Here is a 26,827-nt window from a genome sequence, read left to right as displayed (position 1 = left end):
AATAGTCTACGTTTACAAGCCTTTATTTTATCTGTCTAACTTAGTGTAGCCTATCCAATAAGACCTATTAAAAGTTTAATAAAGATTGTTATATCAATAGTTTTGGAGATGTAGTACCGTATCAAATTTGACACGGTTAGAAAAAAAGAAAAGAGCCATTAAAGGCTCTTTCTTGTTTTTTTAAATTCAAGTCCAAAGAGAATGATAGAAAGTAATAGTAATAATATTGGGAAAACCCAAAATTCAGAAATATATTTAGTTGAATAAGTGACTTTTAATCCACTTAAATATATAAATAAAACAAAAGAAACAGATAAAGAAATTGTCCCCGCTATAGTATTCATTTAAATCCTCCTAGTAAATTATTTTATTGTCCAAACTAACAGTTACCTAATAATTGATTATATGGTAATTTATAGTTATAAACAAGAGGGGGTATATTTATGGCTATTATCAATACAAGGTTTAAATTTTCTTATTTAGTTGGATTTATAGTGACTTTAACTTTTTCGTTTTCTTATTTTACCGAAACGTCTAAAGCTTCTGCCGCAGGTATTGAAGTAGGTGAGTCAAATGTGAATTTATCTGTAGACTCTCCTTACTCTATTAATCAACCTGATGGCTCCGTAATATTTTTCGACAGTGAAAAAGACTATAATTCGTATTTACAAAACACAGGCATTAGATTGATGGGTTCTGTTGCGAAGTTGAAAAACTCATCAAATTTCAGCTAATTCTTCTAATTTTTAAAAATGAAAACGTTGATGTAACAGGCTTTTCATTTTTAAGAAAATGGTTTTTCTTCTGAATTTCAAGTAGAAATCGAACTTTGCAACAGAACCCTATTAACAACCATTCTCTATTTAAAAGATATAGTGTTACTCTCTATGAATATTATATTTTTCTCGGTATCTTTTGAATGTTCTTCTGTTTATTCCTGTTATTTCTTCAATCCTAGCTTCAGTTTCACCTTCTTTGAATAATTTGAAAGCGTATTCCATCTTAGGATCGTTTTCCTTGTACTTTGCTTGACCTCCCTTTTATCTACCTTTATTCTTAGCAATTTCAATACCTTGACGTTGTCGTTCTTTGATGGAATTTCTTTCAGCTTCAGCTTGATATTTATAAAGTTCTATCATCAAATTATTGATTAATTTTCTCAAATTATCATCTTCAACGCCTGAAAGTGTTGGAAGATTTAAAACTTCTAAAGTAGCTCCCTTCGTCTGTATATCATTCATAATTTGGGTCAACTCTGAATTATTTCTTCCTAAACGGTCTAATTCGGTAACAACAACAATATCTCCTTCCCTAATAAAATCTACTAACTGATTTAAACCTGTTCTATTATTTTTTTCTGCCCCTGATAATTTATCAGTGAATAGTTTTTCTACATGTGTCAGTTTTTCTAATTGCCTATCTAAATTTTGTCCTACTGAAGATACTCTTGCATATCCTATTTTCGCCATCTTTTCTACCTCTCTCTGTTGCCCATCTTAATTGTTTTGTTCAAAGTGCAATGATACCAAAAGCACAAGAAAAAGACAGCAGGTTATAACCTGTTGTCTTTTTTGTATAAATAAAATCACAATAAGGTTCTGTTGCAAAGTTTAAAATAAACAAACGATTTGCCATTAGGTTTCGCTCTTTAGGCAGAAACTTCGAATAATTCTACCTGATATCAGGTTAATTGAGAAACCTTGCAACAGAACCCCTTTTCCTATGTGGCCCAGATGTAAACTAACTTCTTTCTACTTTCATATTCATAAGAGTAGAATCGCTTGATTCCATTCTTTAGAAAAGCGTTGATCACGTCCAATAAAAGAAGTCTTTTCTGAAAAATGTTTTCCATAAGAACAAACATAGTTTCGACGCTTATACTACAGAACAGTAAGTCGTTCAAACCATTTTAGATGGTTCATTTTTTGTATGCGATCATCATGTGCTTTCAGGGTAATTGACTGACGAGCTGGACAAATAGGTGAACGCTTGATCCTCTCTATAAAAAGAGCATACTTGTTTGCCATTTCTTCGGTTTTTGTGACTAAATATCTTTTGATCCTGAAATATTCATAATCAACTTCGTACAGCATAGCTCACCTTTCTGCCTATTTCTACAGATCTAAAACATGGATTGTTTTGATACCCCAATGTATATAATAGAACCATTTTAAAAAAAGTTTGAAGAATTTAGACATACGAAAAAGACCAAGGACAGCATACTACTGTCCTTGGTCTTTTTTATTGAATTATTATAATTCAATAGTCGAAGGCATTACCTTCATTAGGGGTTGTTTTGTTTCTCACCAATTAAATGGTAATGATAAAGCTCAAGCTACAATAAAAGTTTAACGTAGCATAAACATTGTGTCAATAGTGTTTAAAGTAATAGAGTGACAGGACTACATATAGTATGGATGTAAAGAAGAAGAAAAAGCTCCTAAAAGGAGCTTTCTAGTGTCCCATACCGGGAACTTGTATAAAAGTTGTATAATACGTGAATCCTGCAAAGAAAACCATCAAATAGGCTCCAAAAATATACAAATACATGCGTTCTGTAAGATTTAAGAAACCTAAAAGAAGGAAAAAGCCAGTATTGGCAACGAATAATAGCGAAACTTGTTTCATATCACCTAAATAAAACATGACTGAGAATATACCAGTCCAAAAGGCCATAACTTTATACATTTTGTCCATTTGATAATCCCTCCTTTTCTGCACAATATATACAACTACATTATATAAGATGGAGTGATGAAAAGTAAACTAAGAGTTCTCCTATATTGTGTCAAAAAAGTGTAATTAAATATATAAATGTAAAAAAAAGTATGTAATTATTTTGTTGAAACATTATATGAACAGTATTTACAACCATCTGTCATACTTTCAATTTGCATGAAATCATCTACATTAAATAAGCAATCAAACTGCCCTTTTAAATAGGATTCATGTAATGAACAAACAAGGTTTGCATATTCTGCAATTTCATTGTGGTAGGGACAATTATAGACAGCAAAATGTATAGAACGTTGCCCATTTTCTAAATCAGTAACGACGGGTACATAGCCAATTAGTGTGGAAGCTTCAGTGATTATGGCGATTTTATCATCATAGGATAATGAATTCACGGATGTTCCATGGTCGCGAACTATTGATAGAATGTCACTCTGTCCGCGACGATAGCAAACCTTTTTACCCATAGCAATCGAATCCGGTCCTAGCTCAACTAATATCTCAAGAACTAAACCAAGCAACTCCTCATAGTTGCGTTTTGGAAATGATAATGAAACACCGTTCTCTGATGCACGATAAATTCGTCCAGGGCGCCCACCTTTACCTGTTTTTTCGAACTCAGAAGAGATTACATCAATTTCAGTAAGTTTTGTTAAATGTAATCGTGCGACATTTGGATGAATACCAAATTGATCCGCGATTTTTTGGACTGTGAATGTTTCTTTTTCTTGGAGCATATACTGATAAATAGAAAAGCGAGTATCATCTGCAAGAGTACTTGTAATTTTAAGTGGATGGATCATTGTATAACCTCACTTTCATATTGCTTCTCACCTATTATAGAACAATTGCTAGTAATATTCAGTAAAAAAATCTACCTTTTGCCAAACAAATAATACAATAATAGCCATTTATATAAAATAGAGTATTTTTTTTGTGCGTTTTCGAGAAACAAGAGGGTAAAAATGCTTATACTCTGAAAATTGCGTTATTTTATCATTGATTATTGGTAAACCGTATTTTGTGAAAAATGAAGATATCAGTAACAATGGTGTAATTAGAAGGGATGGAGAGCGAATGGATATCAATATAATCGAAAAAAAATGTACGGTGTTACTCAGAAGAGCACTATCATTTGAAGCTTCAGATATCTTAATTGTGCCAACAAATGAAGAATATAGCGTTTATTTTAGAAAATATAACCGACGAATTGAGATTGGGAAAATCCCTTTAATACTTGGTGACAAAATGGTGTCACATTTTAAATATCAATCAACATTGGATATTGCTGAAAAACGAAAACCGCAAAGTGGTGCTTTTCAAATAACTGAAAAAAATAATGTAGTATCTTGTCGAATATCCACCTTACCTTCCATTTTTTTGCGTGAGAGTGTTGTGATTCGCCTCATGTTGCAAAATGTTTCAAGTCCCTTGGAGAAGCTATGTTTTAATTCAAAAGACGCAACCATCTTAAAAAACCTTGCTCATTACTCTCATGGTCTCATTATCTTTAGCGGACCTACGGGTTGTGGCAAATCGACAACAATGTACTCCTTACTACAACACTGCTCAGAAAGTTTGGCTAAGCATGTGATTTCATTGGAAGACCCAGTAGAAAATAACCAAGAAAACCTGCTGCAAATTCAAGTAAATGAGCGTGCAGGTGTAACGTATGCAGCAGGTTTAAAAGCCATTTTAAGGCATTCACCAGATGTTATTATGATTGGCGAGATCCGCGATCAAGAAACAGCAAAAATAGCTATTGAAGCAGCATTGACGGGTCACTTAGTGATGACAACCGTACATGCTAAAAATAGTTTTGGTTGCCTTCATCGTCTATTGGATTTAGGTGTTTCAAGTACGGAACTTAAGCAATCTGTATTAGGCGTAGCCACGCAAAAATTAGTGACATTAAAAAATGACGTAGAGGATCTAGCAGCGGTATTCGAGTTGTTGATGGAAGATGACCTTTTAGATGCTTTCGAAGCTTTAGATAGCGGTAGTGATTATACATTATCTGAAGAAAAAACGATTCATAACCAAATTAAGAGGGGGATTTACAATCATGAAATACTCCCCAATGCGCTTGTTACGTGACCGCAAAAAACGATTACCGTCAAAAGTACAGGGTGATTTTATTAAGATGTTAGCGATTCTGATAGAGGAAGGTTATGCCGTCAACGAAGTCATTGATATGTTGGCACCTCATCATTTAGCTCATATTGAAAATGTTGAAGAGGTGATTCATAGGAAGTTTAAAGAGGGTCAGAGTTTAAGTGATATTTTACTATATTTAGGTTTACCTAAATATACCATTATGTCTATTTATGTGGCAGAGCAGCATTGTCGCTTGACGGAAGCATTAACAATTGCAGCTCAACAACTTCAGCAACGTCAGCAACAAAAAGCACAAATGTATAAACTATTAACCTATCCAATTGTTCTTATTATTTTTATGATTTTGTTGTTTATTGGTTTTAGAGTATTTTTTTTGCCGACTATGACAAGTATGCTAGCCGAAAGTAGAAGTGATGCTGATTTAGAGTTGATGCTCACAAAATTACTCCTTCACTTACCAGACTACTTCGTTATTTTAGGTGCGATTTTTTTTATCGTTGGTGGAATACTTTTTCAATTTATTCGGAGGAAAAATGCGGGAGAGCAACTGATTATTTATTTTAAAATACCGATTATAAAACGAGCAGTACAGCTGCAACTGACCAGACAATTTTCTTTTGAGTTAGGAGCACTCTTGTTAAGTGGTTTATCAATTCAGGTGAGTTTGAATATTTTGATACAGCAAAAACACCAAAAAATGCTTGCTTATATTGCACAACAAATAATGGATGAGGTCGTTGCTGGAGAATCTTTATCTTGTGCAACTTTGAATAATGGCTACTTTCTACATGAATTTCAACGCTATATTCAACATGGTGAACAAAGTGGAAACCTGGGGCAGGAATTACAATTACTCAGTCGTTTTTTAGGCGAACGAATGGGACACTCAATTGAAAAAGTATTAGCACTTCTACAGCCGTTATTATTTAGCTTAATTGCAATTTGTATAATAGCTGCCTATTTGGCCATTATGTTACCGATGTACAATATGCTTGATTTACTATAGGAGGAAAAAATATGAGGTCACAAAAAGGTTTTACTTTGATAGAAATGCTGATTGTTCTGTTAATTATTGCAATTTTACTCATGATTATTATCCCCAATGTCACGCGTCATTTTACAACGATCGGCAACAAAGGGTGTGAAGCCTATATGAAAATGGTTCAAGGTCAGACAGAAGCATACAAGATAGATAATGGACGTTATCCAACATCAATTGCTCAGTTGGTAGAAGAAAAATATTTAAAAGAAGGGATATCCGAAAAAAGTTGTCCTGGCCGTACGCTATTGATTGTAGAAGGAGAAGTGAAAGATGAGCGCTAAAAATGGCTATACCTTCGTAGAAATGCTCATTGTTTTAACCATGATATTTATCATTGCAGTCGTGGGGCTGTCGCTTGGAGAGCGTGGTATTAGGTCGCAAGAAATTCATCGCTTTTTAGATCAACTAGTCATTGATGCTCATTATATCCAAAATTATGCAAAAACAAAAAATGCCAAAGTAGATATTTTTTTTATAGTAGGGGAGCAGCGATATATTGGTCGCTTACGCCAATCAAAAAAGATTCTGTTCTCAAAGAGTATGCCGACTGCATTGGCTATTGATGTGAAGTCTACCTTAACGACAATTTCTTTTAATGAGAAAGGTAATGCCTCTTATGCAGGAAAATTAATTTTTGACTTTGGAACGATAAAAAAGGAGGTATACGTCTATTTGGGGTCAGGTAGAATACTCGTCATCGACTGAAGCGGGTTTCACTTTATTGGAAACAATAGTAGGTATTGTCATTATCACTATGATATTCGCCGTTTTATTACCGCTTACGTTTCAACTTTTTGATGGAGTGAATAATCGACAACAAGCTATGCATGCCATGACATCAAATTATGAAGCATTGGCTTTATCCATACAGGTTCCGGAGCAGCGTGCAGGTATGTTCATAATTTCAGGGCAACGTTACCATTGGGCGATTAACCAACAACAAGTATGTACAAGTTATGAAAATAAAATAGGTGTTCAAAAAAAATGCGTTATTTTCAAAAAATGAAAAATAGGCATGGCTTCACTGTTTTGGAGATGTTATTGCAACTTGCTATTCTATTATTATTAGTAACCATTACACCTTTTTTATTTCCTTGGTACAGTAAAACACAGACGTTAATCTTTGCACATGAGGCGACACAGTATGACATGTTCATTCATGATATCAGAAAAGAACTCAAACATGCTGTAGCCATTAAGCCGCCAATCGGGAACAATCCGATACTTGTCATCGTAAAAAAAGGCAATGAACAAAATAAAGTATTGCTAGCAGAGTACCGTTATTTTAACCAGAAAATAATTAGTACATCTACGACAGTAGGTGGTACCGATATTAAAGTAGTCGGTGTGAAAAAATTTAGCTTTCGTTATGAGGCACCATACTTAAAAATTTATGTTGAATTTTCTTCGAATCGAAAGGAGATGACGGAACTTGTCATACCGTTTATTGACAAATGAACGAGCGCTTGTGTTACCGTTTGCTCTGATCCTTTTGTCGTTTGTTGCCATGTACACCTTATTTTTAATTGGTATCTATGAGACGAATATTAAATTATATGATGAAATGGAAATATATATGGAAAAAGAAATACAATCATTGTATAACATGTTAATTCATAAAAAGACATAAAAAAATAGTGATGATATGAATGAGAAGCCCTAGTCTTTGTTAGATGGGGTTTTTTATTATGTTTAATGACTTAAAATAGTGATTTTGGCAATGCTGAAGGGCAATAATAGTTGGATTTAGAAAATAGTTTTCAATTCTCGTACAAGTATTATTGGAATCGGCTGTCGTTCATGCTACTATTAAAAAAATGAGTTATCGTTAGTTCAGAAAGAATAATTGTTCTAGTCGTTGCTGAAGAAGGTGAGAAAATGCGGAAAATCTATTTAGTTGGCTATATGGGGAGTGGAAAAAGTGCAATTGGTAGAAGATTAAGCTTTTACTTAAAGCTTCCCTACTATGATATGGATACAGAAATTGTTAGAAGAGAAAAAATGAAAATACCAGAAATCTTTGAGCAGCATGGAGAGGCGTATTTTCGCAAAATTGAAACAGAATTTCTAGAAAATTTCCGTGATGAGTATTGTATTATCGCAACAGGCGGAGGCGTAGCAATTAGCGAGGAAAACAGACGGATTATGAGAGAAACCGGCCTCGTATTGTTTATGGACGCTACTTTTGCAGATATTTGGAAACGAATTCATCGAGATAGAAATCGTCCGATTGTACAACGTTCAACGAAGGAAGAGCTAGAACAGCTATACAATGAAAGAAGAAAATCATATAAAAAAGCTGCACATATTACAATTCGTACAGAAAATAGAACACTGAGACAGATTGTTGAATATGCCGGTTATCAAGTTATGCGCCTAAAAGGCGAATGATTTATATGTTTAATATGATTAATATTCGTTATTCTCAGTTTTTGAATAAAGTTATTGCAGTATTACGGTTTTAATGTTAGGATATAAGCAAGAAAGCCTGTTATAATACATTGCAACACTTATACAAATCGAGATTCGTCTCGAGCGGGTGATTGTACGGGGAGAGAACGTGAGAACGTCGCCGAAGGAGCAAATAGTGTATGCTATGAATCTCTCAGGCAAAAAGACTCGTACATGACGCAACTCTGGAGAGCGCTGCTTCGTGCAGCCACCAAAGGGGACAGCCATTTCGATGGTCAAACTTTCAGGTGCAAGGACAGAGAAATCCTCATCATAGGGTTTCTCTGTCTTTTTTTTTACGATAATAAGGGGGTAAGTAATGTTATGACAAATGACTTAATGAAAACGCCATTATTTGATACATATGCTCAATATGGCGGCAAAACAATTGATTTCGGTGGATGGGATCTACCAGTACAGTTTTCTTCTATCAAAGATGAACACGCTGCAGTGAGAACTAAAGCAGGGCTTTTTGATGTCTCACATATGGGCGAGATTTATGTGAAAGGTTCAGAAAGTTTGGCGTATTTACAACAGCTTGTAACGAATGATGTGTCTAAAATTGCGATTAACCAAACACAATATACGACAATGTGTTATGACAATGGTGGCGTTGTAGATGATTTATTAATCTATCGTATTGAAGAAGAAGTGTATTTACTCGTTGTAAACGCTGCAAATATTGACAAGGATTTTGCTTGGATGACCGAACATCATATAGACGGTGTTGAATTGATCAACGCATCAGATGACTTTGGTCTACTAGCTTTACAAGGGCCTCTTGCGCAACAAATTTTACAAAAGCTAACAGAGACTGATCTGAGTGCGATTAAACCGTTTCGTCTACAAACAGCAGTCGATATTGCGGGCTTCCAATCAATCGTTTCTCGCACTGGTTATACAGGTGAAGATGGCTTTGAAATTTATGCATCTCCAGAAGCAGTTGTTGCACAATGGCAAGCTATTTTAGAAGCAGGTAAAGAGGAAGGCGTCATACCATGTGGTCTTGGAGCACGTGATACACTACGCTTTGAAGCGTGCTTACCTTTATATGGCCAAGAACTTTCTGATACGATTACACCATTAGAAGCTGGCATTAATTTCGTAGTAAAATTAAATAAAGATGAAAACTTTATCGGTAAAACTGCGCTGATGCAACAAAAAGAACAGGGTATACCACGTAAAAGTGTTGGGATAGAAATGATTGATAAAGGTATTCCTCGTCACGGTTACAAAGTGTTTGCTGGTGATATTGAAATTGGAGAAGTCACTACAGGTACACAAATTCCTTCAACGAAACGTAATATTGGGCTTGCGCTCATCGATGCAAATTATGCAGAGATTGGCAAGGAACTTGAAATCGAAGTACGCAATCGCAGAAGTAAAGTAGTCATTGTAGAAACACCGTTTTATAAACGCCAAAAATAAAACAAAAAGAGAGGTTTTACGACATGAAGCATCGTTACTTACCTATGACGGAGCAAGACCAAAAAGATATGTTAGACGTAATCGGCGTCTCATCAATTGATGATTTATTTGCTGATATTCCAGAGAAAGTTCGCTTTAAAGGTGAATACCAGATCAAAGCAGCTAAATCAGAGTCCGCATTGTTAAAAGAATTATCGACCTTAGCGAAGAAAAATGCTAATCATGATGAATATACATCATTTTTAGGGGCAGGTGTCTATGATCATTATAAGCCGATTGTAGTCGATCATGTTATTTCTCGTTCAGAATTTTATACGGCATATACACCGTACCAACCTGAAATCTCACAAGGTGAACTACAAGCGATTTTTGAATACCAAACGATGATTGCAGAGCTAACAGGTATGGATTTAGCGAATTCATCTATGTATGATGGTGGGACGGCATTAGCAGAAGCTGGTATGCTTGCAGCAGGTCATACTCGTCGCAAAAAAATATTGGTTTCCGAAGCAGTTCATCCTATTTCAAAAGATGTTGTTACAACGTATGCTTATGGACAATCAATCGAAGTTATTTCAGTGCCAATGAAAGACGGCGTGACAGACTTAGAGGCATTACAAGCATTAATCGATGAAGATACTGCAGCAGTGATGGTACAATACCCAAATTTCTACGGTCAAATTGAGGATGTTGCTAAAATATCTGATATGGTCCATGCAGTAAAAGGTTTATCAATTGTCTCTTCCAATCCACTGGCATTAGCAATTTTAACACCACCAGGTAAGCAAGGAGCAGATATTACGGTTGGTGACGCACAACCATTCGGTATTTCTGAAGCATTTGGTGGACCACACTGTGGTTACTTTGCGACAACTACTAAATTGATGCGTAAAATTCCAGGTCGTATTGTCGGTGAAACAGTGGACCAAGAAGGTCGTCGTGGGTATGTTTTAACATTACAAGCGCGTGAACAGCATATTCGTCGTGAAAAAGCGACATCAAATATTTGTTCAAACCAAGCATTAAATGCATTGGCAGCTTCTGTTGCAATGACGGCACTTGGTAAAAAAGGCGTACAAGAAATGGCTACTCAGAATATTATGAAAACACATTATGCAAAGCAAGCATTTGAAAAAGCGGGGTATACTGTAACCTATCAGGGAAGTCATTTCAATGAAATTGTTGTCGATACAACGATTGATGTTACTTTATTGAATAAGGAATTATTCAAGCAAGGTATGATTGGTGGGCTTGATTTAGCTGCTTATAATGCGGATCTTGCAAACCATTCATTAATTTGTGTTACAGAGCAACGTTCAAAAGAAGAAATCGATGCTTTAATTACTGCAACAAGCGCAATTGTTGAAGAAATGGGGGCTCATCATGCATAAAGATAATCAACCACTTGTATTTGAACTAACAAAAGAAGGTCGAACAGGTTATAGTCTGACACCACTTGATGTTCCAGAAGTAGCATTGACGGATATTTTACCTACAGCATTCATTCGTCAAGAAGAGGCAGAACTACCTGAACTGTCGGAGCTTGATTTGATGCGTCATTATACTGCACTTTCGAATCGTAACCATGGCGTGGATTCTGGTTTTTATCCACTTGGTTCATGTACGATGAAATACAATCCAAAGATTAATGAATCTGTTGCACGTTTCCCTGGTTTTGCTCATATTCATCCACTACAAGATGAGTCAACAGTGCAAGGGGCAATGGAATTAATGTATGATCTACAAGAGCATTTAGTAGAAATTACTGGTATGGACGAAGTAACGCTTCAACCAGCAGCAGGTGCACATGGTGAGTGGACTGCACTTATGATGATTCGTGCATTCCATGAAGCAAATGGCGATGTACAACGTACGAAGGTTTTAGTACCAGATAGTGCGCATGGTACGAACCCTGCTTCAGCTACAGTTGCTGGCTTTGATACAGTAACGATTAAAACAGCAGAAAATGGTTTAGTTGATCTAGCAGATTTACGTACAAAAGTTGGTGAAGATACCGCTGCTTTAATGCTGACGAACCCAAACACACTAGGTTTATTTGAGGAAGATATTCTTGAAATTACAGATATTATTCACTCAGTTGGCGGTAAAGTTTATTACGATGGTGCAAACTTAAACGCGGTTATGTCTAAAGTACGTCCAGGTGATATGGGCTTTGACTGTGTACACTTAAACTTGCATAAAACATTCACTGGCCCTCATGGTGGTGGTGGTCCAGGTTCTGGTCCTGTAGGCGTTAAAGCGGACTTGATCCCGTATCTGCCAAAACCAGTATTAGTGAAAACAGCAGAAGGTTTCCACTTCGATTATAATCGACCACAATCAATTGGTCGCGTAAAACCTTATTATGGTAACTTTGGTATTAATGTTCGTGCCTACACATATATTCGTACGATGGGTCCAGACGGTCTAAAAGCTGTTACGGAATTTGCCGTATTAAATGCCAACTATATGATGCGTCGTTTAGAACCATATTTTGAACTGCCATACAAACAACATTGTAAGCATGAATTTGTATTAAGCGGAAGCCGTCAGAAAAAATTAGGCGTTCGTACGCTTGATATTGCAAAACGTCTGTTAGACTTTGGCTATCACCCACCAACTACTTACTTCCCACTAAACGTGGAAGAAGCGTTGATGATTGAGCCAACTGAAACAGAATCAAAAGAAACATTGGATGAATTTTGTGATGCCATGATTCAAATTGCAGGTGAAGTAGAAACAAATCCAGAAATCGTACAAGAAGCACCTCATACGACAGTGATTAATCGTCTAGATGAAACGCGTGCAGCTCGTACACCAATTCTACGTTATACAAAAGCATAATTAATGATAAAAACCTAGAAAATAACGCGATGCGTTTATTTTCTAGGTTTTTTAGTTCTATTGTATAGATGGAGTGATGGAAATCGTTCCTGTTTTAGGCTTTCTATTATTTGTCGGAGCTTTCAAACAATACTATGCCTACTCGACATTTTCATGGCCATGCTGGTTTCACCTGATTTTGTAAGAGACGCGAACATATAAAAAGTACAATATCAGCGATTCATACTAAAATAAATGAATAGAAAAAGTGACGTGACGTAAAAGAGTCAAACCAAATCATTTCAACACTTGCCCTAGAATCGGAAATTTAAGCTTATCAAAATTACGATAATTAAATGTGGAATAATAAAAAACTATATCTGATTCTTTCAAATAAGTTATAGGGTGTCATTTGAAAAGCATTAAAATCTCCATACATTCAATTATATTGACCTTCACATAAAATCATTCCACGGTTAATCGAATATTCGAATAATATACTCCTTTAATTAACGGTAATTTAAAAATAACGTATTTTTCATTATCATCAAACTTTCTCATAATATTCGTAGAGGCATTTATTGAGCTAGCAATAGTTAATGGCAGTTTTTCTGATGAATATTTTGTAATATATTTCAAAGCTTCAGGGAAATGGTCATAATCGCTACTATTTGAGTTGGCACCATACGTGTAAACTTTTTGATTGATTGTTGGATTAGCAGCGAATTCCTTAACTGCTTGCTCCGTTATGTTTACTGTATAACGCAAATATGAATAGTGTAATTTTTTATCATTATGTTTTACTTTGAATGCAATATAACCTGATTTATCTTCCGTTTTATTTGCGGTAAAACCAAGTGGTGATACTGTTAACGAAGCAGAATAGTAATCTAATACAGTTGAATGGTCTACAGGTATTTCTTTATAGTAGTATAAATTATAGTGTGTATAGAGTTGCTCTAATGCATTTGTGACAGTAGTTGGGAGTGCATAATTTGTATTGTTTTTACGATAGATGATCCCTTGGTCTAAGGCTAATCGTATATCCGTCAAATTTTTTGAGGCAACAGCATAATCCATATTTTGGAGTGATTTTTTGAAAATAGCGATTTGCTGGTTTAAGTCACTTTCTTTAGCCAAAGCTTCCACTTGGTTTATTACTGGGGTGATGAGTGCATTTAATTGTTGTTTTTGTGCATTGGATAGTTGTTCATCTGATTGGAATTTTAATGCAGTAGGCAATGCTTGAACAACATGTGCTCTCGCAGTCAAAATAGTAGAAATCGTTCCCTCATTTATAGCCATTACATACTTGGCATAGAGTGGTTTAATATTATCTTGAATTTGTGTTTTGTATCGTGTCGTTTTTGTTTTTGTCGTATTATGCCATGTCTTTTCAATCATCATTATTTCATCTGATAATTTCTTTTTTAACGTTTCAGAAAGAGACACCGTCGTCGTTTTATTCAATCGAGCAATCATTTTTAGTTGCTCTTTTTTTAATAGACTAACTTTAGTCGCAAAATCGTTTGCAGATTTAGTTGTAATATTCTTTTTTTCAGTCGACATATGTTTAAAATAGAGATTAATTTCAGCAGTTTTTTTCATATCAGCTAAAAATTTTGTATGATAGTTGGCTAATCGTTTCTTTTTTTCTTTTTCTGTTAAAATAGCTGTTGTTTTAACATGTTTTGTATAGCTATTTAAAGATTTTTGTAGTTGGCTCTTTGTTTTTTGAGCTTGGCTATAAAGACCTTTATTTAAGAGTGTATTCATCTCTTGTGATAGTTTAGTTAATTTATTTTCTTCTTGCGTTAATTTTTTTTGAAGATTTTTCTTATAGTTTGTTAAATTTAGTTGCGAAGTTGTTACATAGCCACGTCTTTGACCTATCTTAACAGTCGACCATTTTTTACCGTAGGTTACTAATAGGAGTCGCTGATTCTTACTAAGTTGTTGGATTTTTTTACTTTTTACGGATGGGCTAGCATATAAAGTGGTGTCATGCTGGATGATCACTGTGGAATTTGTTGCATGCGATTGTGTAGGCGCAACTGAAAAAATTGTTAATGCTACCGCTGGAATGGCTAAATACTTTAAATAGTTTGTCAATAAAATTCCTCCTTGTTCAATAGGTTTATAGATGAGCCAAAACACATAAATAAAAAGTAATTTTTTTATTTACATACACTTATTTCCTTTTAAAAAACTTTCAAACTAATTCCAAATGATAGCGCAATGAAAAGTCTGTCTAGATTTGGTTTTCGCAGTAATAACTTTAATTTTTAGTTAATTTTCCATTTGAAAGGGTATATGTTCAACAGATAAGTTGAAAAGGGAGAGATGCTTTGATGATTACCGAAAAAATCACGACAAAAATAGCACCTGATGTCAGAAGTCAATTGCACGATTTGTTTGATAAAAATGAACATCAAACAGAGAGAATTGCTGATGTGTTTTTTGAATCGTTAAATGAAGAAGCATTCGTATTGAAATACCCTCAAATAGTAGATGATTCACAGTATATGGGTCTATTTGTAAAAAATAAGTATACGCATCAATTTATACAATTACTTGTTATTCGTAGTGGTTCGAGTCAAACAATTTTAGAAATGGTTAATGATGCTGCCATTGATGATGAGGAACAGCTAATGAAAATACATTTAACGCTTACTACTGAGGGTGATTTTACTTTTTCAGATAACTTTGATCATCATTTTTTTCAATTAGATCCCCATCAAAAGCAGCTTGATTTATTATTGAAAATGGATAGTTGGCTACACTATATTGAATTTTTGACGGCGAAAATGGACTTTCCCTATACGATTGAACAAGTAAATAGTGAAGAGCATGATAAAATTACGGTTCAATTATTGGAGCCTATTAATTGGCAAAATAAATCAAATTTAACTGTTTATACTGCGGAATCAGCTCACTCAATTGAGTTAGGTCATATCACAGAATATGATGAAGAAAGGGTAAATTATACGGTACAATTGCATGCGAATCAACAGTTGATAACTGGACAAATTATACATGTGTATAATACGCAACAACGTCAAGAGTTGGCGATGGCCTATCATGAATTGACAATGATGCGAGCTAAAGAAAGGGAACAACCTTCTATTGAGCACCCTTTGTTAAACCCTTTTTACCCCAAAAATACAAATGGCCAATTTTTTGGTGTTGCTGCTAAAACAGCAGACAAGGCGGCTGCTCTTGAAATGTTAACAGCAGAACTATTCACTAAATTCGATAAACTTTTTGTTGTAACAGCAGATGAAGTATTAGAACAGCAATTACTAGTTGACCATCTTGAAAAATTGCCAATCGATTCATCGGGTAATTTTGATGAAGCCTTAGTCTATTATAAACAACCAATAATAGTTGATAGTACAGTTAAACGAATGGAATTGGATAATATTTTAAGCATTGAAGAATATAAAATTCAACAACAGGCAATTGCTGAAAATACGGCGAAATTTGATCTAACTGAACGTAGAATTGAAGCAATTGTTGACGTGAAAAATTATTTGGATGGAGAGACATCTAATAATAATCGCTTAGTAGAAGACTTTAAACAGGCCATTACAAGCTACGAAAATGAACAAGAACAGCTTGCTTTTCAAAATGATCAACTGATTAAAGCAAAGGAAGATATTGAATTAGCTATTGAAGAACAACAGCAAAAACTGCATCACATCACACAGCAAAAAAAAGAGGATCAACTTTATTATAATGAGTTAGAAAATAACTGGTTGCTCTTTAATAAGGAAAGCCATCTCTATTCTGCACGTATTGCTTCTTTGAAAAATATTGAAAAATCACAGGAAATTATCGATGATTGTCAAAGCAAGATAAAAGATATTGAAAAAGATCAACAAATTGGGCATAGCTACACGACAAAAATGGTAGATGAGTTTAATCATTTCAAAGAAAATCAGCAAATTGAGCGAATTGAATTACTCATTAAACATGTTAAAGATGCAGCAGAATACTTAAATATGCCTGTTGATTTACAGTTTGCAACGTCGTATTCAGAACTTACAAATATCTACTTAACAAAATATGCTGAAATTGAAGCGATTGAAAATCGATTTTCAGCCGATATATCAGCGCTCGAACAGGAACTAGAAAAGCATCACTTACTAGTTGAGAAGCCACTAGCTACAGTGCGTAGCTATGATCGTTATACAGCGGAAGATGTGCTAAGTCATGTAAGCGAGGCGATTAATAGTCGACCGCTATCTTTAGGGGTAAACTATAAAGCGAAAAAACGATGGAAAGATGAGTTGGTGCTTTCAGCAGAAGATATGTATGAGGTGTTATTGAGCATGCATAGTGAAAAAGGGATTTTAGAGATCAAACTTATGTCACAATTAAAATATGCAGAACAACTAATGACGTATTTTGAAGCAGATATTAAAACAATTAATAAAACAATGGATTATCATCAAAACAATTTAACGACCAATCATAAAGAATATAGCGATATTATAGATGCTGCAAAATCGGATAAAGCAGCCATGCAATCAGTTCTTCAAATAGGAAAAAAACAGTCGAGTGGTCGTAGTGAAAGTTATGGTACTTTGGCGGATATTGAAGCAACTAGAAAATCATTTAAAGAAGAATTAATGTTGAAATATGAATCGCTAGAATCACAAGATTTAGCATTAGATAGCATACAAAAGCATATTGTTGTTTTAACGGATAAATGTCAGGAAAAAGGACAAGAAGTCCAAAGTGATAAAGAAGAAATGAATATGCAAATGGATGTTTTGCAGCATGACATCGTTCATTCTAAAAAGAATATTGATCTACTACTAAGCGCTAATCAGTTAATTGTTCAACAGCTAAATTACTTGGAAAAACAAACATTAATCAATACAGAAGAAGGTAATGAATATGTATCCAATATTACCTCTATTTCCGAAAATATTGAGAACAAAGAAAAACAACATGAGATGGCAGTCATTAAACGTCAACAATTGCTTAATTGGCAAGAGCAACTTCATGATCTAACGAACCAATTGCAGTGGAAGCAGGAAATTATTGATGCAAGCAAATTAACAATAGCTAAGGAATTTAATCCACAATTAGCCGTGTCACAAAATGTTGTATTAATAGAAGATCAACAATATAGTTGGGTTGAGATTGTCCAAAATTTCACGCCCCAACAAACTTTTGTTTTCGTAACGGATAGTTTGCAAAATCGCGTTGTAGTAGAAGAAGAAGGCTTTACTAATTATTTAATACAGCATAATATTCCAGCTAAACAGCGCAGTAAAATGCTTGCAGCTATTGCTGAAAATCCATTTGCAAGCTTTGCTGAAAAATTCGAAAAACCAGTGAGTCAACCATTTTTAGTTCATTCGAATGATACGAAAATTTCAAGTTAGAGGAGAGATTATATGACAATGACTGTCGAAGAACTTGATATGCTCTTGGAAAAGTTAGAATTGGATGCACAATACAAGATTGCTACAGTAACAGATTATAGTTTGCCAATCATTGAACATCATGTAGAGGTGGAATTACGTGCGCGCCAACAATTAAGTATTTTTGAGGCTGCGATTGTTGATTTATTAGCAGCGATTGCCCCAAGTAAAATAGAGTATGAGGAGCTTTCAGATATTATCGGTCTACCACAAACACAATTAGAGACAATTGTGCAAGGACTTTCAAAAAATGGCATCATTTTAGCTACTCAAGATATTGTGTCACTATCCGAAGCAGGTAAAATTTGTGCACAAGACCATTTTTCCTTAGAGCAGTCACTACAACGTCATTTTGTTTGTTATTACGAACCGAATACAAGCTTTTTAATTGAAAATATAAAATTGTATAGCACGGAAAAGCAGTTGCTGATGCACACAATCTCAAAAGAAGATATCTATAATCAATTATCATGTGAACTATTGGAAAAAGAGCATATTGCTAATGCTTATAGTCGTTTAACTGGTAAATCATTAAATGAAGGGTTAAAAGACATGACCATTGAAAATATTAAAACACGCAGCAATGACTCGGGCAGAAGAGTTAAAGTATCTGAATTACTACTATTATCTAAAGTGCATGATGAACGTATTCAAGCTCTATGGAATCCACTAAATAATAAAAAATTAATGATTTCATAGTACTTAGTTAGGGGCAGTGCATATGGCGAAAAATGCCAATCGATGGCTTTATATAATTTTGCTTGTTGCCGTATTGAGTAGTTTTGCAGTGATCATTTTTGATTTGGCTCCAAAGAAGTATTGGTGGCTAGTATTAGTAACAATAAATCTTGCTGCTAGTGTCAGTACAGTTTATTTTGTAAAAAGTTTTGGGGTAAAGGTTGGTCTCAGTCTAACGCTCATAATTGCTGTATTAGGTTATGTTTTTTGCAGTTCAGCTCGATTGCTGCCCTTCGTTAGAGAAAACGATTTGTTTAGTCACTATTATTATTTTACAATTGCTTGTTTATGGGTAGTTGTTATGGCTTTATCCAAAGCTTTAACGCAAAATATGAGCATAGCTTTTCGCACGATGTTCACTTTTTTGATGATCCTTTTTATTGAATACTGTATGATGCCGGTTATGGCGTTATTTGAGCACTACAAACGCGGTCATACGGAATACTTATTCTATGCTATTCAATTGAGTGGTTATTTGGTTATTACGGGCTTTACCATGATATTTTAATGTTATTTGAGACCACGAAATTAACGCGTATAGATTCACTATGGCAAGGACGAATGTATAGTGTATTTATAATTGTCGTGAGCCTGCCTATCTTAATCGGGATCAAAGTTGGTCATTGGCCATCAAGTGTACTCATTATTATTGTCTCTTCGAGCATCTTAGTTGTCGCCAAGTCGAAGGAAAGGAGAGAGAATAGTCAATGACAAAAGTAGCAATTATAGGTGGAGGAATCGGTGGTTTATCCGCTGCCATCATGTTAGCATCTGAAGGTATTGAAGTAGCCATTTATGAAAGACAAAAACATGTCGGAGGTAATATATTACCTGTTCGTATTGGTCAACATCAATTTGATTTTGGGCCATCTTATTTTACGATGCCGGAAGTATTGCAAAGTCTATTTAAAATAGCAGGTAAAAAGAGTGAAGATTATCTTCAAATCAATCATTTGAGAAAACATACAAAAATTTCATTTGAAGATGGTAGCTATTTTTATGTGTCAAATGATGTTGAATTTATGAAAGAACAACTAGCAGAATTAGATCCTTTTGGTTGTGAAAATTATGATCGTTTCATGGAAGAAATTGAACGTTTGTATTTGGATGTTTCTCAAATTTATTCGGCTTTTCAAATTACTTCTTGGACTAAATTGGTATCTATGCCTATTCGTAATGTCTTACTTAAATTAAGACCATTTGAAAATTTAGATCAGTTTTTACGCAAGTATTTTAGTAATGAACATATTATTCAAGCTCTATCTCGTTATGCAAATGAAGGAAATATTAGTTCGAAAACAAAGCCGGCTTTTTTGGCTGGTTATTTATACCCCAATTTATCAAAAGGTGTCTATTCAGTAAAAGGGGGAAATCAGCAAATTCCATTGGCATTAGCTAAAGTTGCCACAGAACTTGGCGTTCGAATATATACAGAAAAAAAGATTACGCAAATCCATGTCAAAGATGGTCATATTGAAGGTGTACAAATCAACGATGATATAAGCCTAGAGGCAGATGCTATTTTGATGAGTCAATTAATTTTGAAAGATTTTCCGAACCTTTTGGCTGGAGATTCAGCAGAGAAACCAAAAAATAAGTGGTTTGATGAGCGAATTAATACGCCGGCATCGTATACTTTTTTAGTGGGTTTAAACTATGCAACATCACTTAATCATCATTCATTATTATTTTCCAATGATATTGAAGAAGAAATTGAAGCGATGTCTAATAATCATTTAGCCATTGATCCGACCATCTATATATTTAATGCTGCCGCAACTGAGCCGGAACGTTTTCCTTATGGTGATTCATTGATTATTATGGCAAATGCTCCATATTCGGAGGAAGATAATGTATCGTATAGAGCAGAATTAGCTTCTTTGAAACAAATAATTGTCGAAAAATTAAAACGTTTTGGACACGATATTCAACCTCATATCATTGAAGAACAAATTTGGACGCCGTTACAGTTATCTGAACAGTTTAATATTTATCGGGGAACAATTCATGGTATTATAGCTGCCTCGTTTTCACAGGCGTTTTTCAGACCACCTATACGCTGTGAAGAAATTAGTGGTTTGTATTTCACAATGGCCAATACGAGCCACACAATGGGGACAACTGAAGCAATACAAAATGGGATACAGCTGGCATCTTTAATCATAGATGATTTAAATAATAACAAAAACGCTAATCAAGCTGATTAGCGTTTTATCTTTTTTAGAATCCAATTGATGAGTCTTCATCTTCCCAATCTTTTTTCTCTGCATGTTTCCGTTGTTTTTGTAAATCTTCGATCACTTCTTCGTAACGTAATTCGCCATCATAATGCCAATTTAATGCGACAGACATATAAAGTTCATTCAATTGAGAGACCGAAAGATTACGTGTTTTTTTGGCGATTATAGTTAGTATATCTTCATTAAATATTTTTTGTTGATCAAGTCGGACTAAATAATCATAACGCATGTCTTTTTTAGGCGCTTTCACTTCATAAGCGCGATCAAAGCGTCCTGCACGATTAATCAAAGCACTATCAATACGTTCAGGATAGTTCGTCGTGCCAATGATGAAAATACCGTTTCGAGATTGTGAACCATCCAATGTATTTAAAAAGATAGAACGTGCATACTCAGGCATTGAATCAAGATCTTCGATGACAAGTACTGCAGGCGCCAGTGAATTGACGAGACGGAAAACTTCTTGAATCGAATCACTATCCGTATGCTCGGTAATTTGCCAATAAACTACGGGTGCATCAACTGTACCCGTAATCGATTTGACTAAAGTAGTTTTACCGTTCCCAGGTGCACCGTACAGTAAAATACCACGTTTATAAGGTAATCCATAAAACTCGAAAAAATTACTATCCTTTTTAAAAAATTCATCAATAGAGCGGAAAATATCACGTTTTAATGTTGGTTCTAAAAAGACATCCTCTCGCGTAATTAAATCACTAGCGCCAATATTGCTACGTTTAACACCATCATCTGTATCGACCATATAGCTAACTTGTTTCATCAGTACAGAACGTAGTTTGTCATTTACACTGTCGATGAATAAAGTGATTTTATCAACAGATGGCGCAAAGTAGACGAGTTCATCATTATTATTCCAATCACTAGCATAGAAAATTTTTGACTCCGACATAGCGACCTCATATTCTGGGAAGAAAATAATTCGATTTGAAAAATCGACTGCTTCTATGAGTTCATCTGTTTTTTGATCCCAAGCGATTGGCTGTAGGCGATGCGTTGCTTCTGCTTCGTAAACATATGAAATCAGTTCAAAATGAATGAGTTTTTTTGCCATGAGTTCTTTTAAATGTTCTGCGAATTGATTATTGTTTAAGACAAGATTAATAATTTTCCAATCTGCTGGATGATGGACTGTTAATTTTCGGATTATTTCTTTAAATAAAGTAGCGTATTCAGAATAAATAGGTAGGCTGTCTGATAAATCATCTTTAAAACCAAATAGATAATTAGAAATAATTTTTCCTCCTCAAAATGGATTATGTCTATATTGTAACATGGTTAGAATCATATAAAAAAGATGCGGCAAAATCAACTGAATGAAATTGTCGCATCTTTAATTTCTAGTATGTAGCTAGAATTAATAGTTTGATTTAGTTTTACCTGACCACTTTTTGAAGCCGCCTTGTAGTTGATAAAGTTCAGTAAAGCCTTTGCCTTTTAAGAATAGAGCTGCACGAGAGCTACGTCCGCCAGTATCGCAATATAAGTAAATAGGTGTATCTTTACGTAATTCTTTTTGACGAGTACGAATTTGAGTTGAAGGAAGATTACGCGCACCTAAAATATGGCTTGCATCAAATTCTTTCTTTTCACGAACATCAATCAGCTGGGCTTTGCGGTAACCCGCTTTAAATTCTTCCTCTGAAAGAGTCGTTACAGCTCTTTTTGCACGCCATGCATTAAATAAAGCATATGCGATAATTACAACGAGGATAATGATAACACTATATATCCAACTACTCACAATCATATTCCCCCTTCTATCTTATACTACTATTATAAAAGAAGAAGTGGATATAGTCTACACTGTTTGTTAAAATAGAAGCGTTGATATTTGGGGGGAGAGATTTGCACATGACGAGTAAATGGTATTTTATAAATTCAGGTAAATGCGATGCTGCGTATAATATGGCATTGGATGAGGCATTACTTCATTGGCACGGTAAAGGACTTATTCCACCCGTCATCCGTTTTTACGAATGGCAGCCAGCCACTTTATCCATCGGCTATTTTCAAAAAGCCTCTAGAGATATCAATTTTGATGAAATACATAAGCAAAACATCGGATTTGTACGCCGCCCGACTGGGGGGCGCGCAGTTTTACATGAACATGAGCTCACCTATAGTATAATTGTATCAGAACATTATCCAAATATGCCGAAGACGGTTACAGAAGCCTATCGTGTATTGAGTGAGGGCTTATTAAAAGGCTTTGAAAATCTCGGTTTAGAAGCCTATTTTTCTGTACCAAAATCAACGGAGCAATTAGAAGATTTGACAAAACCTAAGAGCGCAGTATGTTTTGATGCATCGAGTTGGTATGAACTTGTCGTAGAAGGTAAAAAAGTAGCAGGCAGTGCACAAACCCGACAAGAAGGTGTGATTTTACAACATGGTGCAATTTTAATTGATTTGGATCAAGAAAAATTATTATCATTATTTAAATTTGCATCGCCTGAAGCTAAAGTGAGAATGGCGAAAAAATTACCTGAAAAAGCGGTAGCAATCAACTCACTAACAACAAAAATGATTGATGTTGCCATGTGTATAGAAGCATTTCACACGGGCTTTCAAGAAGCATTAGCTATTGAATTAGTAGAATATAACTTAACCGCACAACAGGAGGATTTTGTTCAAAATTTAGCGTTAACAAAGTACAAAACTGATGAATGGAATTATAAATATTGATCGTTAAGTGTATCTATGTCACATGGAGTTAAACGGTAGTTGTGATGGAAAACCCTCAGCAAGTGCATTTGCTGAGGGTTTTTTATTGGTTCTATTCTATATGTTGGGGTATTAAAATGATTCATGTTTTAGACAATTAGAAATAGCGAGAGTTTTCCGCTGACAAGTAACGCACTATTTATTTTCACCTACGGTGAAAATAAAGGATTGCTTAGTACTTGTTTTTCGGCAGGAGTCCTCGCTATTTCTTTTAATCATGATGAACATACCTAAAAATAGACAGAAAAAAGCACATAAAATGGTTTGAACGACTTATGGTTTTGTATTATAAGCGTCGGTGCTATGTCTGTTCTTGTGGAAAACATTTTTCAGAAAAAATTTCTTTTATTGAACGTGATCAACGCTTTTCAAAAGAATGGCATCAAGCAATTCAAATGCTATGCGTTAAATCACCTACATTCCAATCAGTTGCTGAGAAAATGGGGACAGCTAGTTCAACTGTTATTCGTCGTTTTGATCAAGTCGCAGAACAACAATTAGTGTCAGGTGTCACGCTACCAAAAGCAATCGCAATTGATGCATATAAAGGAGATACAAATGCCGGTAAATTCCAACTAATCATTGCCAATGCAAAAACACATGAACCGATTGCTATCTTGCCAAATCATCGAAAAGATACGATAAAATAGTACTTACAAAGGTTCGGTGATCAAGTAGAAATCATTGTAATGGATAGGAATCAATGAAACGACATGCATAGGGTTATAAACGATTTGATTGATTTAGAGCGAAAATCTTACTAACATTAAAGTATAAAGAAGTTGGTTTACATCTGGGCTAAATGAAAAAGGTGAATGAAATTGAAAATCCAATTTCATTCACCCTAACATTTGACACAGAGCCTTTTTATTTTGAGTTTAATTCAATTGTTCGTAGGAAGGATATATAGTATGTGTTGGAGGCGGGTGAAAGGTGAAAATTTCCATGTGGAAATTTTCAGAAAATAGCATAGTTCTTTTTGAATGCTTTCTAAATGATCCCGTTGTTTTCTATCGAATTTTAGAATGTGTTACTGTTTTTCAATTTGCCATATGGTATTATAAAATAATGAGCAAGAGAGCGATAGAGGAGTGTACAGATGAATTTAAATAAATTAGCTGCCTACTTTTTACCGGCGTTTACAATGCTAGCTGGTACGGCTTTGTCAATGACCGGCGCATTTGGGGATACGAAAGCCAGTTTATCCATTTTTGTATTATGTTTAATTATTGTGTTCCCACTTACATTTTTAATACAAGGTATAGCCTGTGCTATTCACCATTATCACATTTTACCGGCCATTGGTATTTCAACCATAGCATTTATCGTCGTATTCATGATTGTGCTACCCACCGATAATTTAGTGTATGGTGTTTATTATTTAGCTATTTTTGCAGCAGGTTACGCGATTACTTATATGATTCGCCGTATGAAAAAATAAAAATGAACGAGTTCGCCTATTTTTTAAACTGCACCCTATAAGATGTCGCTTGAAAAAGTCATCTAATAGGGGCTTTTTTCATCTTGTTGCCTACGAAGCTTGTTATATTCTTTTTTGACTTGCATAAATGTTAAAAAAATAAAAATACTAACAATAGGTACTAAAATCCAAGCAATTAGTTTGCCACTGACTAAATTAGTAGCAAATAAAATGATGCCAATTGCACAGAATAATAGTATATTAAATAAAAGTTTTCTCATATTTCTCAAGTCCCCTTTCAGAAAATTACAAAAATAATCTATGTATAATTGTATCGTATACACGCTATAATATCGAGTAGATCCTGCATAATCTATAGGCAGTATTAAAAAATAGAGTTTGGCAAAATCTAAGATTAGTCGCGCAAGAAAAAGAGTCTGGGACAGAACAAAAATAGTCTGTCTCCCATACGAATCATCAAATCAATTGAACGCGCAGAAAGCGTTCAATTGATTGAAATGAATAATCCCGTATGATTTCGAAAAATCATACGGGATTTTCTCTGTTGAAAATACGGTTGTCTCAGGCTCTTTTTATATATGCATTTCTTTAATAACTTCTGGGTTTGTTTCTACTTCTTTTAGTTTGTTAAAAGAAGCGATTGCCACTTCGACTTGGTCGTCTGATGGTTCCTTTGTTGTTAAAAGCTGCAACCAAAGACCAGGGTAGCCTAAAAAACGAAGTACGGGAATATTACGGCAAGCATTTGTCGCTTGTAGTACTTCAAATGATAGACCAAGAACTACGGGAATAAGTAGTAATCTATCGACGATTCGCAACCAAAATGGATCGATGGGTACGAAGAAGTAGACAATCATTCCTACAATTACTGTAAAGAGCATAAAACTTGAGCCGCAACGATAGTGTAAGCGTGATTGTTTTTGAACATTTGCGATTGTTAATTCTTCACCATTTTCGTAACAATTGATTACCTTATGCTCAGAACCATGATATTGGAAGACGCGTTTAATGAGTGGTGTCAGCGACACAAGGTAAATATAGGTAAGTAATAAAAGTAGCTTGAAAAAGCTCTCTAAAATAATTTGCTCCGTTTTAGATTCGAAAATACCAGAGAAAAGTTGAGCGATAAAAACCGGAATCATCGTAAAGAGGAATTTACCGAATAAAAATGATAATACACCAATGGCTGCAACGCCTAACCAGAGTGATAATTTACCGCTTCCTTCAGGTTTTTTCTCTTCGATTACTTCCTCGCCAGGTGTAACATCATAGCGGTCGCTAGCAAACTGAAGATGTTTTGAACCGTTCGCTGCAGATTCTATTAAAGCGATCACACCACGCAAAATAGGGATTTTTTTCATTTTTTGATATAGTGGCTTTTTCGTCCGTTTGGCATAATAGTATTCGATTGTGCCATCATTTCGACGGACAGCAGATACCGTATGCTCGCCGCCACCCATCATGACACCTTCAACTAATGCCTGACCACCGTAAATCGGTGATGGTGATTGTTTACTCAAATTTACACCGCTCTCTTATGTATAGTAAAAACTTCTTTAATTGTACTAAAAAAAGAAATGAAACTCTACTGATAAACTAGGGCAAGGGGAAAACGTTACGAATTCCGAAG

28 protein-coding genes, 1 pseudogene and 1 riboswitch are annotated in these 26,827 nt (G+C 34.9%); of the genes and pseudogenes, 19 read left to right on the top strand and 10 right to left on the bottom strand.

The window, feature by feature from the left end; genetic code table 11:
• Positions 1–158: 158 nt before the first annotated feature.
• Positions 159–344, bottom strand: a complete 186-nt coding sequence (locus DEX24_RS08010) for a hypothetical protein (RefSeq protein ID WP_109305901.1) — start codon at positions 342–344, stop codon at positions 159–161.
• Positions 345–443: 99 nt separating this feature from the next.
• Here DEX24_RS08010 and DEX24_RS08005 point away from each other — a divergent pair, with 99 nt between their 5' ends.
• Positions 444–734 (top strand): hypothetical protein, encoded by a 291-nt coding sequence (locus DEX24_RS08005; protein WP_109305900.1) that lies wholly within the window; start codon positions 444–446, stop codon positions 732–734.
• Between the two features lie 144 nt (positions 735–878).
• Here the strand turns inward: DEX24_RS08005 and DEX24_RS08000 are convergent.
• From DEX24_RS08000 to DEX24_RS07985, 4 genes and pseudogenes are all read right to left on the bottom strand, one after another.
• A pseudogene (locus DEX24_RS08000) lies at positions 879–1,469 on the bottom strand (recombinase family protein).
• 40 nt (positions 1,470–1,509) lie between these two features.
• The gene (locus DEX24_RS17680; RefSeq protein WP_281288181.1) at positions 1,510–1,635 is read right to left on the bottom strand and encodes a hypothetical protein; all 126 of its coding nucleotides are present in this window, start codon (positions 1,633–1,635) and stop codon (positions 1,510–1,512) included.
• An 819-nt stretch (positions 1,636–2,454) separates the two neighbouring features.
• Complete coding sequence (locus DEX24_RS07990; protein ID WP_109305898.1) at positions 2,455–2,697, bottom strand: DUF2626 family protein; 243 nt, start codon at positions 2,695–2,697, stop codon at positions 2,455–2,457.
• Positions 2,698–2,834: 137 nt separating this feature from the next.
• Positions 2,835–3,536 carry a helix-turn-helix transcriptional regulator gene (locus DEX24_RS07985; RefSeq protein ID WP_109305897.1) on the bottom strand — a complete coding sequence of 234 codons (702 nt, stop codon included), beginning with the start codon at positions 3,534–3,536 and terminating at the stop codon, positions 2,835–2,837.
• A gap of 274 nt (positions 3,537–3,810) precedes the next feature.
• On the opposite strand from DEX24_RS07985, the gene comGA reads away from it, so the two are divergent.
• The 11 genes from comGA to gcvPB all read left to right on the top strand — a co-directional run bounded on the left by comGA (position 3,811) and on the right by gcvPB (position 12,616).
• On the top strand, positions 3,811–4,830 hold the full coding sequence (comGA, locus tag DEX24_RS07980) for a competence type IV pilus ATPase ComGA (protein WP_109305896.1): 1,020 nt from the start codon (positions 3,811–3,813) through the stop codon (positions 4,828–4,830).
• Positions 4,799–5,857, top strand: coding sequence for a competence type IV pilus assembly protein ComGB (gene comGB, locus DEX24_RS07975; RefSeq protein WP_109305895.1), 1,059 nt, complete (start codon positions 4,799–4,801; stop codon positions 5,855–5,857). The genes comGA and comGB overlap by 32 nt, the downstream gene beginning before the upstream one ends.
• 11 nt (positions 5,858–5,868) lie before the next feature.
• Positions 5,869–6,174 carry a competence type IV pilus major pilin ComGC gene (gene comGC / locus DEX24_RS07970; protein WP_109305894.1) on the top strand — a complete coding sequence of 102 codons (306 nt, stop codon included), beginning with the start codon at positions 5,869–5,871 and terminating at the stop codon, positions 6,172–6,174.
• Positions 6,164–6,598, top strand: a complete 435-nt coding sequence (locus DEX24_RS07965; RefSeq protein ID WP_109305893.1) for a type II secretion system protein — start codon at positions 6,164–6,166, stop codon at positions 6,596–6,598. Before comGC ends, DEX24_RS07965 begins: the two co-directional genes overlap by 11 nt.
• 16 nt (positions 6,599–6,614) lie before the next feature.
• A complete protein-coding gene (locus DEX24_RS07960; RefSeq protein ID WP_109305892.1) occupies positions 6,615–6,899 on the top strand; it encodes a hypothetical protein in 285 nt (94 codons plus the stop codon).
• On the top strand, positions 6,878–7,351 hold the full coding sequence (locus DEX24_RS07955; protein ID WP_109305891.1) for a ComGF family competence protein: 474 nt from the start codon (positions 6,878–6,880) through the stop codon (positions 7,349–7,351). Before DEX24_RS07960 ends, DEX24_RS07955 begins: the two co-directional genes overlap by 22 nt.
• Complete coding sequence (locus tag DEX24_RS07950) at positions 7,326–7,523, top strand: hypothetical protein (RefSeq protein ID WP_109305890.1); 198 nt, start codon at positions 7,326–7,328, stop codon at positions 7,521–7,523. The genes DEX24_RS07955 and DEX24_RS07950 overlap by 26 nt, the downstream gene beginning before the upstream one ends.
• A gap of 248 nt (positions 7,524–7,771) precedes the next feature.
• Entirely contained in the window at positions 7,772–8,284 is a 513-nt protein-coding gene (locus DEX24_RS07945; protein ID WP_109305889.1) for a shikimate kinase, read from the top strand.
• Between the two features lie 148 nt (positions 8,285–8,432).
• Positions 8,433–8,524, top strand: a riboswitch (glycine riboswitch).
• A 144-nt stretch (positions 8,525–8,668) separates the two neighbouring features.
• On the top strand, positions 8,669–9,772 hold the full coding sequence (gene gcvT, locus DEX24_RS07940) for a glycine cleavage system aminomethyltransferase GcvT (protein WP_109305888.1): 1,104 nt from the start codon (positions 8,669–8,671) through the stop codon (positions 9,770–9,772).
• Between the two features lie 23 nt (positions 9,773–9,795).
• The gene (gcvPA, locus tag DEX24_RS07935) at positions 9,796–11,163 is read left to right on the top strand and encodes an aminomethyl-transferring glycine dehydrogenase subunit GcvPA (RefSeq protein ID WP_109305887.1); all 1,368 of its coding nucleotides are present in this window, start codon (positions 9,796–9,798) and stop codon (positions 11,161–11,163) included.
• Positions 11,156–12,616 carry an aminomethyl-transferring glycine dehydrogenase subunit GcvPB gene (gcvPB, locus tag DEX24_RS07930; RefSeq protein WP_109305886.1) on the top strand — a complete coding sequence of 487 codons (1,461 nt, stop codon included), beginning with the start codon at positions 11,156–11,158 and terminating at the stop codon, positions 12,614–12,616. The genes gcvPA and gcvPB overlap by 8 nt, the downstream gene beginning before the upstream one ends.
• Before the next feature lie 444 nt (positions 12,617–13,060).
• Here the strand turns inward: gcvPB and DEX24_RS07925 are convergent, their stop codons facing one another.
• A complete protein-coding gene (locus DEX24_RS07925) occupies positions 13,061–14,707 on the bottom strand; it encodes a hypothetical protein (protein ID WP_109305885.1) in 1,647 nt (548 codons plus the stop codon).
• Between the two features lie 239 nt (positions 14,708–14,946).
• Between DEX24_RS07925 and DEX24_RS07920 the strand changes: the two genes are divergently transcribed.
• The 4 genes from DEX24_RS07920 to DEX24_RS07905 all read left to right on the top strand — a co-directional run bounded on the left by DEX24_RS07920 (position 14,947) and on the right by DEX24_RS07905 (position 20,978).
• Positions 14,947–17,994: a hypothetical protein gene (locus DEX24_RS07920; RefSeq protein WP_109305884.1), complete on the top strand. Its 3,048-nt coding sequence runs from the start codon at positions 14,947–14,949 to the stop codon at positions 17,992–17,994.
• 12 nt (positions 17,995–18,006) lie between these two features.
• The gene (locus DEX24_RS07915; RefSeq protein ID WP_109305883.1) at positions 18,007–18,732 is read left to right on the top strand and encodes a hypothetical protein; all 726 of its coding nucleotides are present in this window, start codon (positions 18,007–18,009) and stop codon (positions 18,730–18,732) included.
• Between the two features lie 22 nt (positions 18,733–18,754).
• Positions 18,755–19,279: a hypothetical protein gene (locus tag DEX24_RS07910; RefSeq protein ID WP_109305882.1), complete on the top strand. Its 525-nt coding sequence runs from the start codon at positions 18,755–18,757 to the stop codon at positions 19,277–19,279.
• Between the two features lie 199 nt (positions 19,280–19,478).
• Complete coding sequence (locus DEX24_RS07905) at positions 19,479–20,978, top strand: phytoene desaturase family protein (protein WP_109305881.1); 1,500 nt, start codon at positions 19,479–19,481, stop codon at positions 20,976–20,978.
• A 13-nt stretch (positions 20,979–20,991) separates the two neighbouring features.
• Here DEX24_RS07905 and DEX24_RS07900 read toward each other — a convergent pair whose 3' ends face one another.
• Together DEX24_RS07900 and DEX24_RS07895 are read right to left on the bottom strand one after the other, a co-directional pair.
• A complete protein-coding gene (locus DEX24_RS07900; RefSeq protein WP_246131401.1) occupies positions 20,992–22,083 on the bottom strand; it encodes an ATP-binding protein in 1,092 nt (363 codons plus the stop codon).
• Positions 22,084–22,386: 303 nt separating this feature from the next.
• Positions 22,387–22,779: a rhodanese-like domain-containing protein gene (locus DEX24_RS07895; protein WP_109305879.1), complete on the bottom strand. Its 393-nt coding sequence runs from the start codon at positions 22,777–22,779 to the stop codon at positions 22,387–22,389.
• A gap of 104 nt (positions 22,780–22,883) precedes the next feature.
• Here DEX24_RS07895 and DEX24_RS07890 point away from each other — a divergent pair, with 104 nt between their 5' ends.
• The 3 genes from DEX24_RS07890 (at position 22,884) to DEX24_RS07875 (ending at position 25,197) form a co-directional block, all read left to right on the top strand.
• Positions 22,884–23,717: a lipoate--protein ligase family protein gene (locus tag DEX24_RS07890; protein WP_109305878.1), complete on the top strand. Its 834-nt coding sequence runs from the start codon at positions 22,884–22,886 to the stop codon at positions 23,715–23,717.
• 314 nt (positions 23,718–24,031) lie between these two features.
• Complete coding sequence (locus tag DEX24_RS07885; protein WP_109305877.1) at positions 24,032–24,406, top strand: helix-turn-helix domain-containing protein; 375 nt, start codon at positions 24,032–24,034, stop codon at positions 24,404–24,406.
• Positions 24,407–24,855: 449 nt separating this feature from the next.
• Positions 24,856–25,197, top strand: a complete 342-nt coding sequence (locus DEX24_RS07875) for a hypothetical protein (RefSeq protein WP_109305875.1) — start codon at positions 24,856–24,858, stop codon at positions 25,195–25,197.
• Between the two features lie 62 nt (positions 25,198–25,259).
• Here the strand turns inward: DEX24_RS07875 and DEX24_RS07870 are convergent, their stop codons facing one another.
• Both DEX24_RS07870 and DEX24_RS07865 read right to left on the bottom strand, forming a co-directional pair.
• A complete protein-coding gene (locus DEX24_RS07870; RefSeq protein ID WP_109305874.1) occupies positions 25,260–25,457 on the bottom strand; it encodes a hypothetical protein in 198 nt (65 codons plus the stop codon).
• A gap of 312 nt (positions 25,458–25,769) precedes the next feature.
• Positions 25,770–26,717 (bottom strand): DUF1385 domain-containing protein, encoded by a 948-nt coding sequence (locus tag DEX24_RS07865; RefSeq protein WP_186819610.1) that lies wholly within the window; start codon positions 26,715–26,717, stop codon positions 25,770–25,772.
• Positions 26,718–26,827 lie beyond the last annotated feature (110 nt).

The organism is Kurthia sibirica (assembly GCF_003143975.1).
Classification (GTDB): Bacteria; Bacillota; Bacilli; order Bacillales_A; family Planococcaceae; genus Kurthia; species Kurthia sibirica.
The sequence above is the reverse complement of the archived record's forward strand: the minus strand, read 5'-3'. Positions and strand labels throughout refer to the sequence as shown.

Excerpts from the sequence above, each read along its gene's own strand:
- DEX24_RS07870 (WP_109305874.1), bottom strand. The coding sequence starts at position 25,457 with ATGAGAAAACTTTTATTTAATATACTATTATTCTGTGCAATTGGCATC.
- DEX24_RS07945 (WP_109305889.1), top strand. The coding sequence starts at position 7,772 with ATGCGGAAAATCTATTTAGTTGGCTATATGGGGAGTGGAAAAAGTGCA.
- DEX24_RS08010 (WP_109305901.1), bottom strand. The coding sequence starts at position 344 with ATGAATACTATAGCGGGGACAATTTCTTTATCTGTTTCTTTTGTTTTA.
- DEX24_RS07905 (WP_109305881.1), top strand. The coding sequence starts at position 19,479 with ATGACAAAAGTAGCAATTATAGGTGGAGGAATCGGTGGTTTATCCGCT.
- DEX24_RS07875 (WP_109305875.1), top strand. The coding sequence starts at position 24,856 with ATGAATTTAAATAAATTAGCTGCCTACTTTTTACCGGCGTTTACAATG.
- gcvT (WP_109305888.1), top strand. The coding sequence starts at position 8,669 with ATGACAAATGACTTAATGAAAACGCCATTATTTGATACATATGCTCAA.
- DEX24_RS07985 (WP_109305897.1), bottom strand. The coding sequence starts at position 3,536 with ATGATCCATCCACTTAAAATTACAAGTACTCTTGCAGATGATACTCGC.
- DEX24_RS17680 (WP_281288181.1), bottom strand. The coding sequence starts at position 1,635 with ATGGCAAATCGTTTGTTTATTTTAAACTTTGCAACAGAACCTTATTGT.
- gcvPB (WP_109305886.1), top strand. The coding sequence starts at position 11,156 with ATGCATAAAGATAATCAACCACTTGTATTTGAACTAACAAAAGAAGGT.
- DEX24_RS07965 (WP_109305893.1), top strand. The coding sequence starts at position 6,164 with ATGAGCGCTAAAAATGGCTATACCTTCGTAGAAATGCTCATTGTTTTA.
- DEX24_RS07915 (WP_109305883.1), top strand. The coding sequence starts at position 18,007 with ATGACAATGACTGTCGAAGAACTTGATATGCTCTTGGAAAAGTTAGAA.
- DEX24_RS07910 (WP_109305882.1), top strand. The coding sequence starts at position 18,755 with ATGGCGAAAAATGCCAATCGATGGCTTTATATAATTTTGCTTGTTGCC.
- comGC (WP_109305894.1), top strand. The coding sequence starts at position 5,869 with ATGAGGTCACAAAAAGGTTTTACTTTGATAGAAATGCTGATTGTTCTG.
- comGB (WP_109305895.1), top strand. The coding sequence starts at position 4,799 with ATGAAATACTCCCCAATGCGCTTGTTACGTGACCGCAAAAAACGATTA.
- DEX24_RS07890 (WP_109305878.1), top strand. The coding sequence starts at position 22,884 with ATGACGAGTAAATGGTATTTTATAAATTCAGGTAAATGCGATGCTGCG.
- DEX24_RS07920 (WP_109305884.1), top strand. The coding sequence starts at position 14,947 with ATGATTACCGAAAAAATCACGACAAAAATAGCACCTGATGTCAGAAGT.
- DEX24_RS07900 (WP_246131401.1), bottom strand. The coding sequence starts at position 22,083 with ATGGCAAAAAAACTCATTCATTTTGAACTGATTTCATATGTTTACGAA.
- DEX24_RS07990 (WP_109305898.1), bottom strand. The coding sequence starts at position 2,697 with ATGGACAAAATGTATAAAGTTATGGCCTTTTGGACTGGTATATTCTCA.
- DEX24_RS07955 (WP_109305891.1), top strand. The coding sequence starts at position 6,878 with ATGCGTTATTTTCAAAAAATGAAAAATAGGCATGGCTTCACTGTTTTG.
- DEX24_RS08005 (WP_109305900.1), top strand. The coding sequence starts at position 444 with ATGGCTATTATCAATACAAGGTTTAAATTTTCTTATTTAGTTGGATTT.
- DEX24_RS07885 (WP_109305877.1), top strand. The coding sequence starts at position 24,032 with ATGGTTTTGTATTATAAGCGTCGGTGCTATGTCTGTTCTTGTGGAAAA.
- comGA (WP_109305896.1), top strand. The coding sequence starts at position 3,811 with ATGGATATCAATATAATCGAAAAAAAATGTACGGTGTTACTCAGAAGA.
- gcvPA (WP_109305887.1), top strand. The coding sequence starts at position 9,796 with ATGAAGCATCGTTACTTACCTATGACGGAGCAAGACCAAAAAGATATG.
- DEX24_RS07895 (WP_109305879.1), bottom strand. The coding sequence starts at position 22,779 with ATGATTGTGAGTAGTTGGATATATAGTGTTATCATTATCCTCGTTGTA.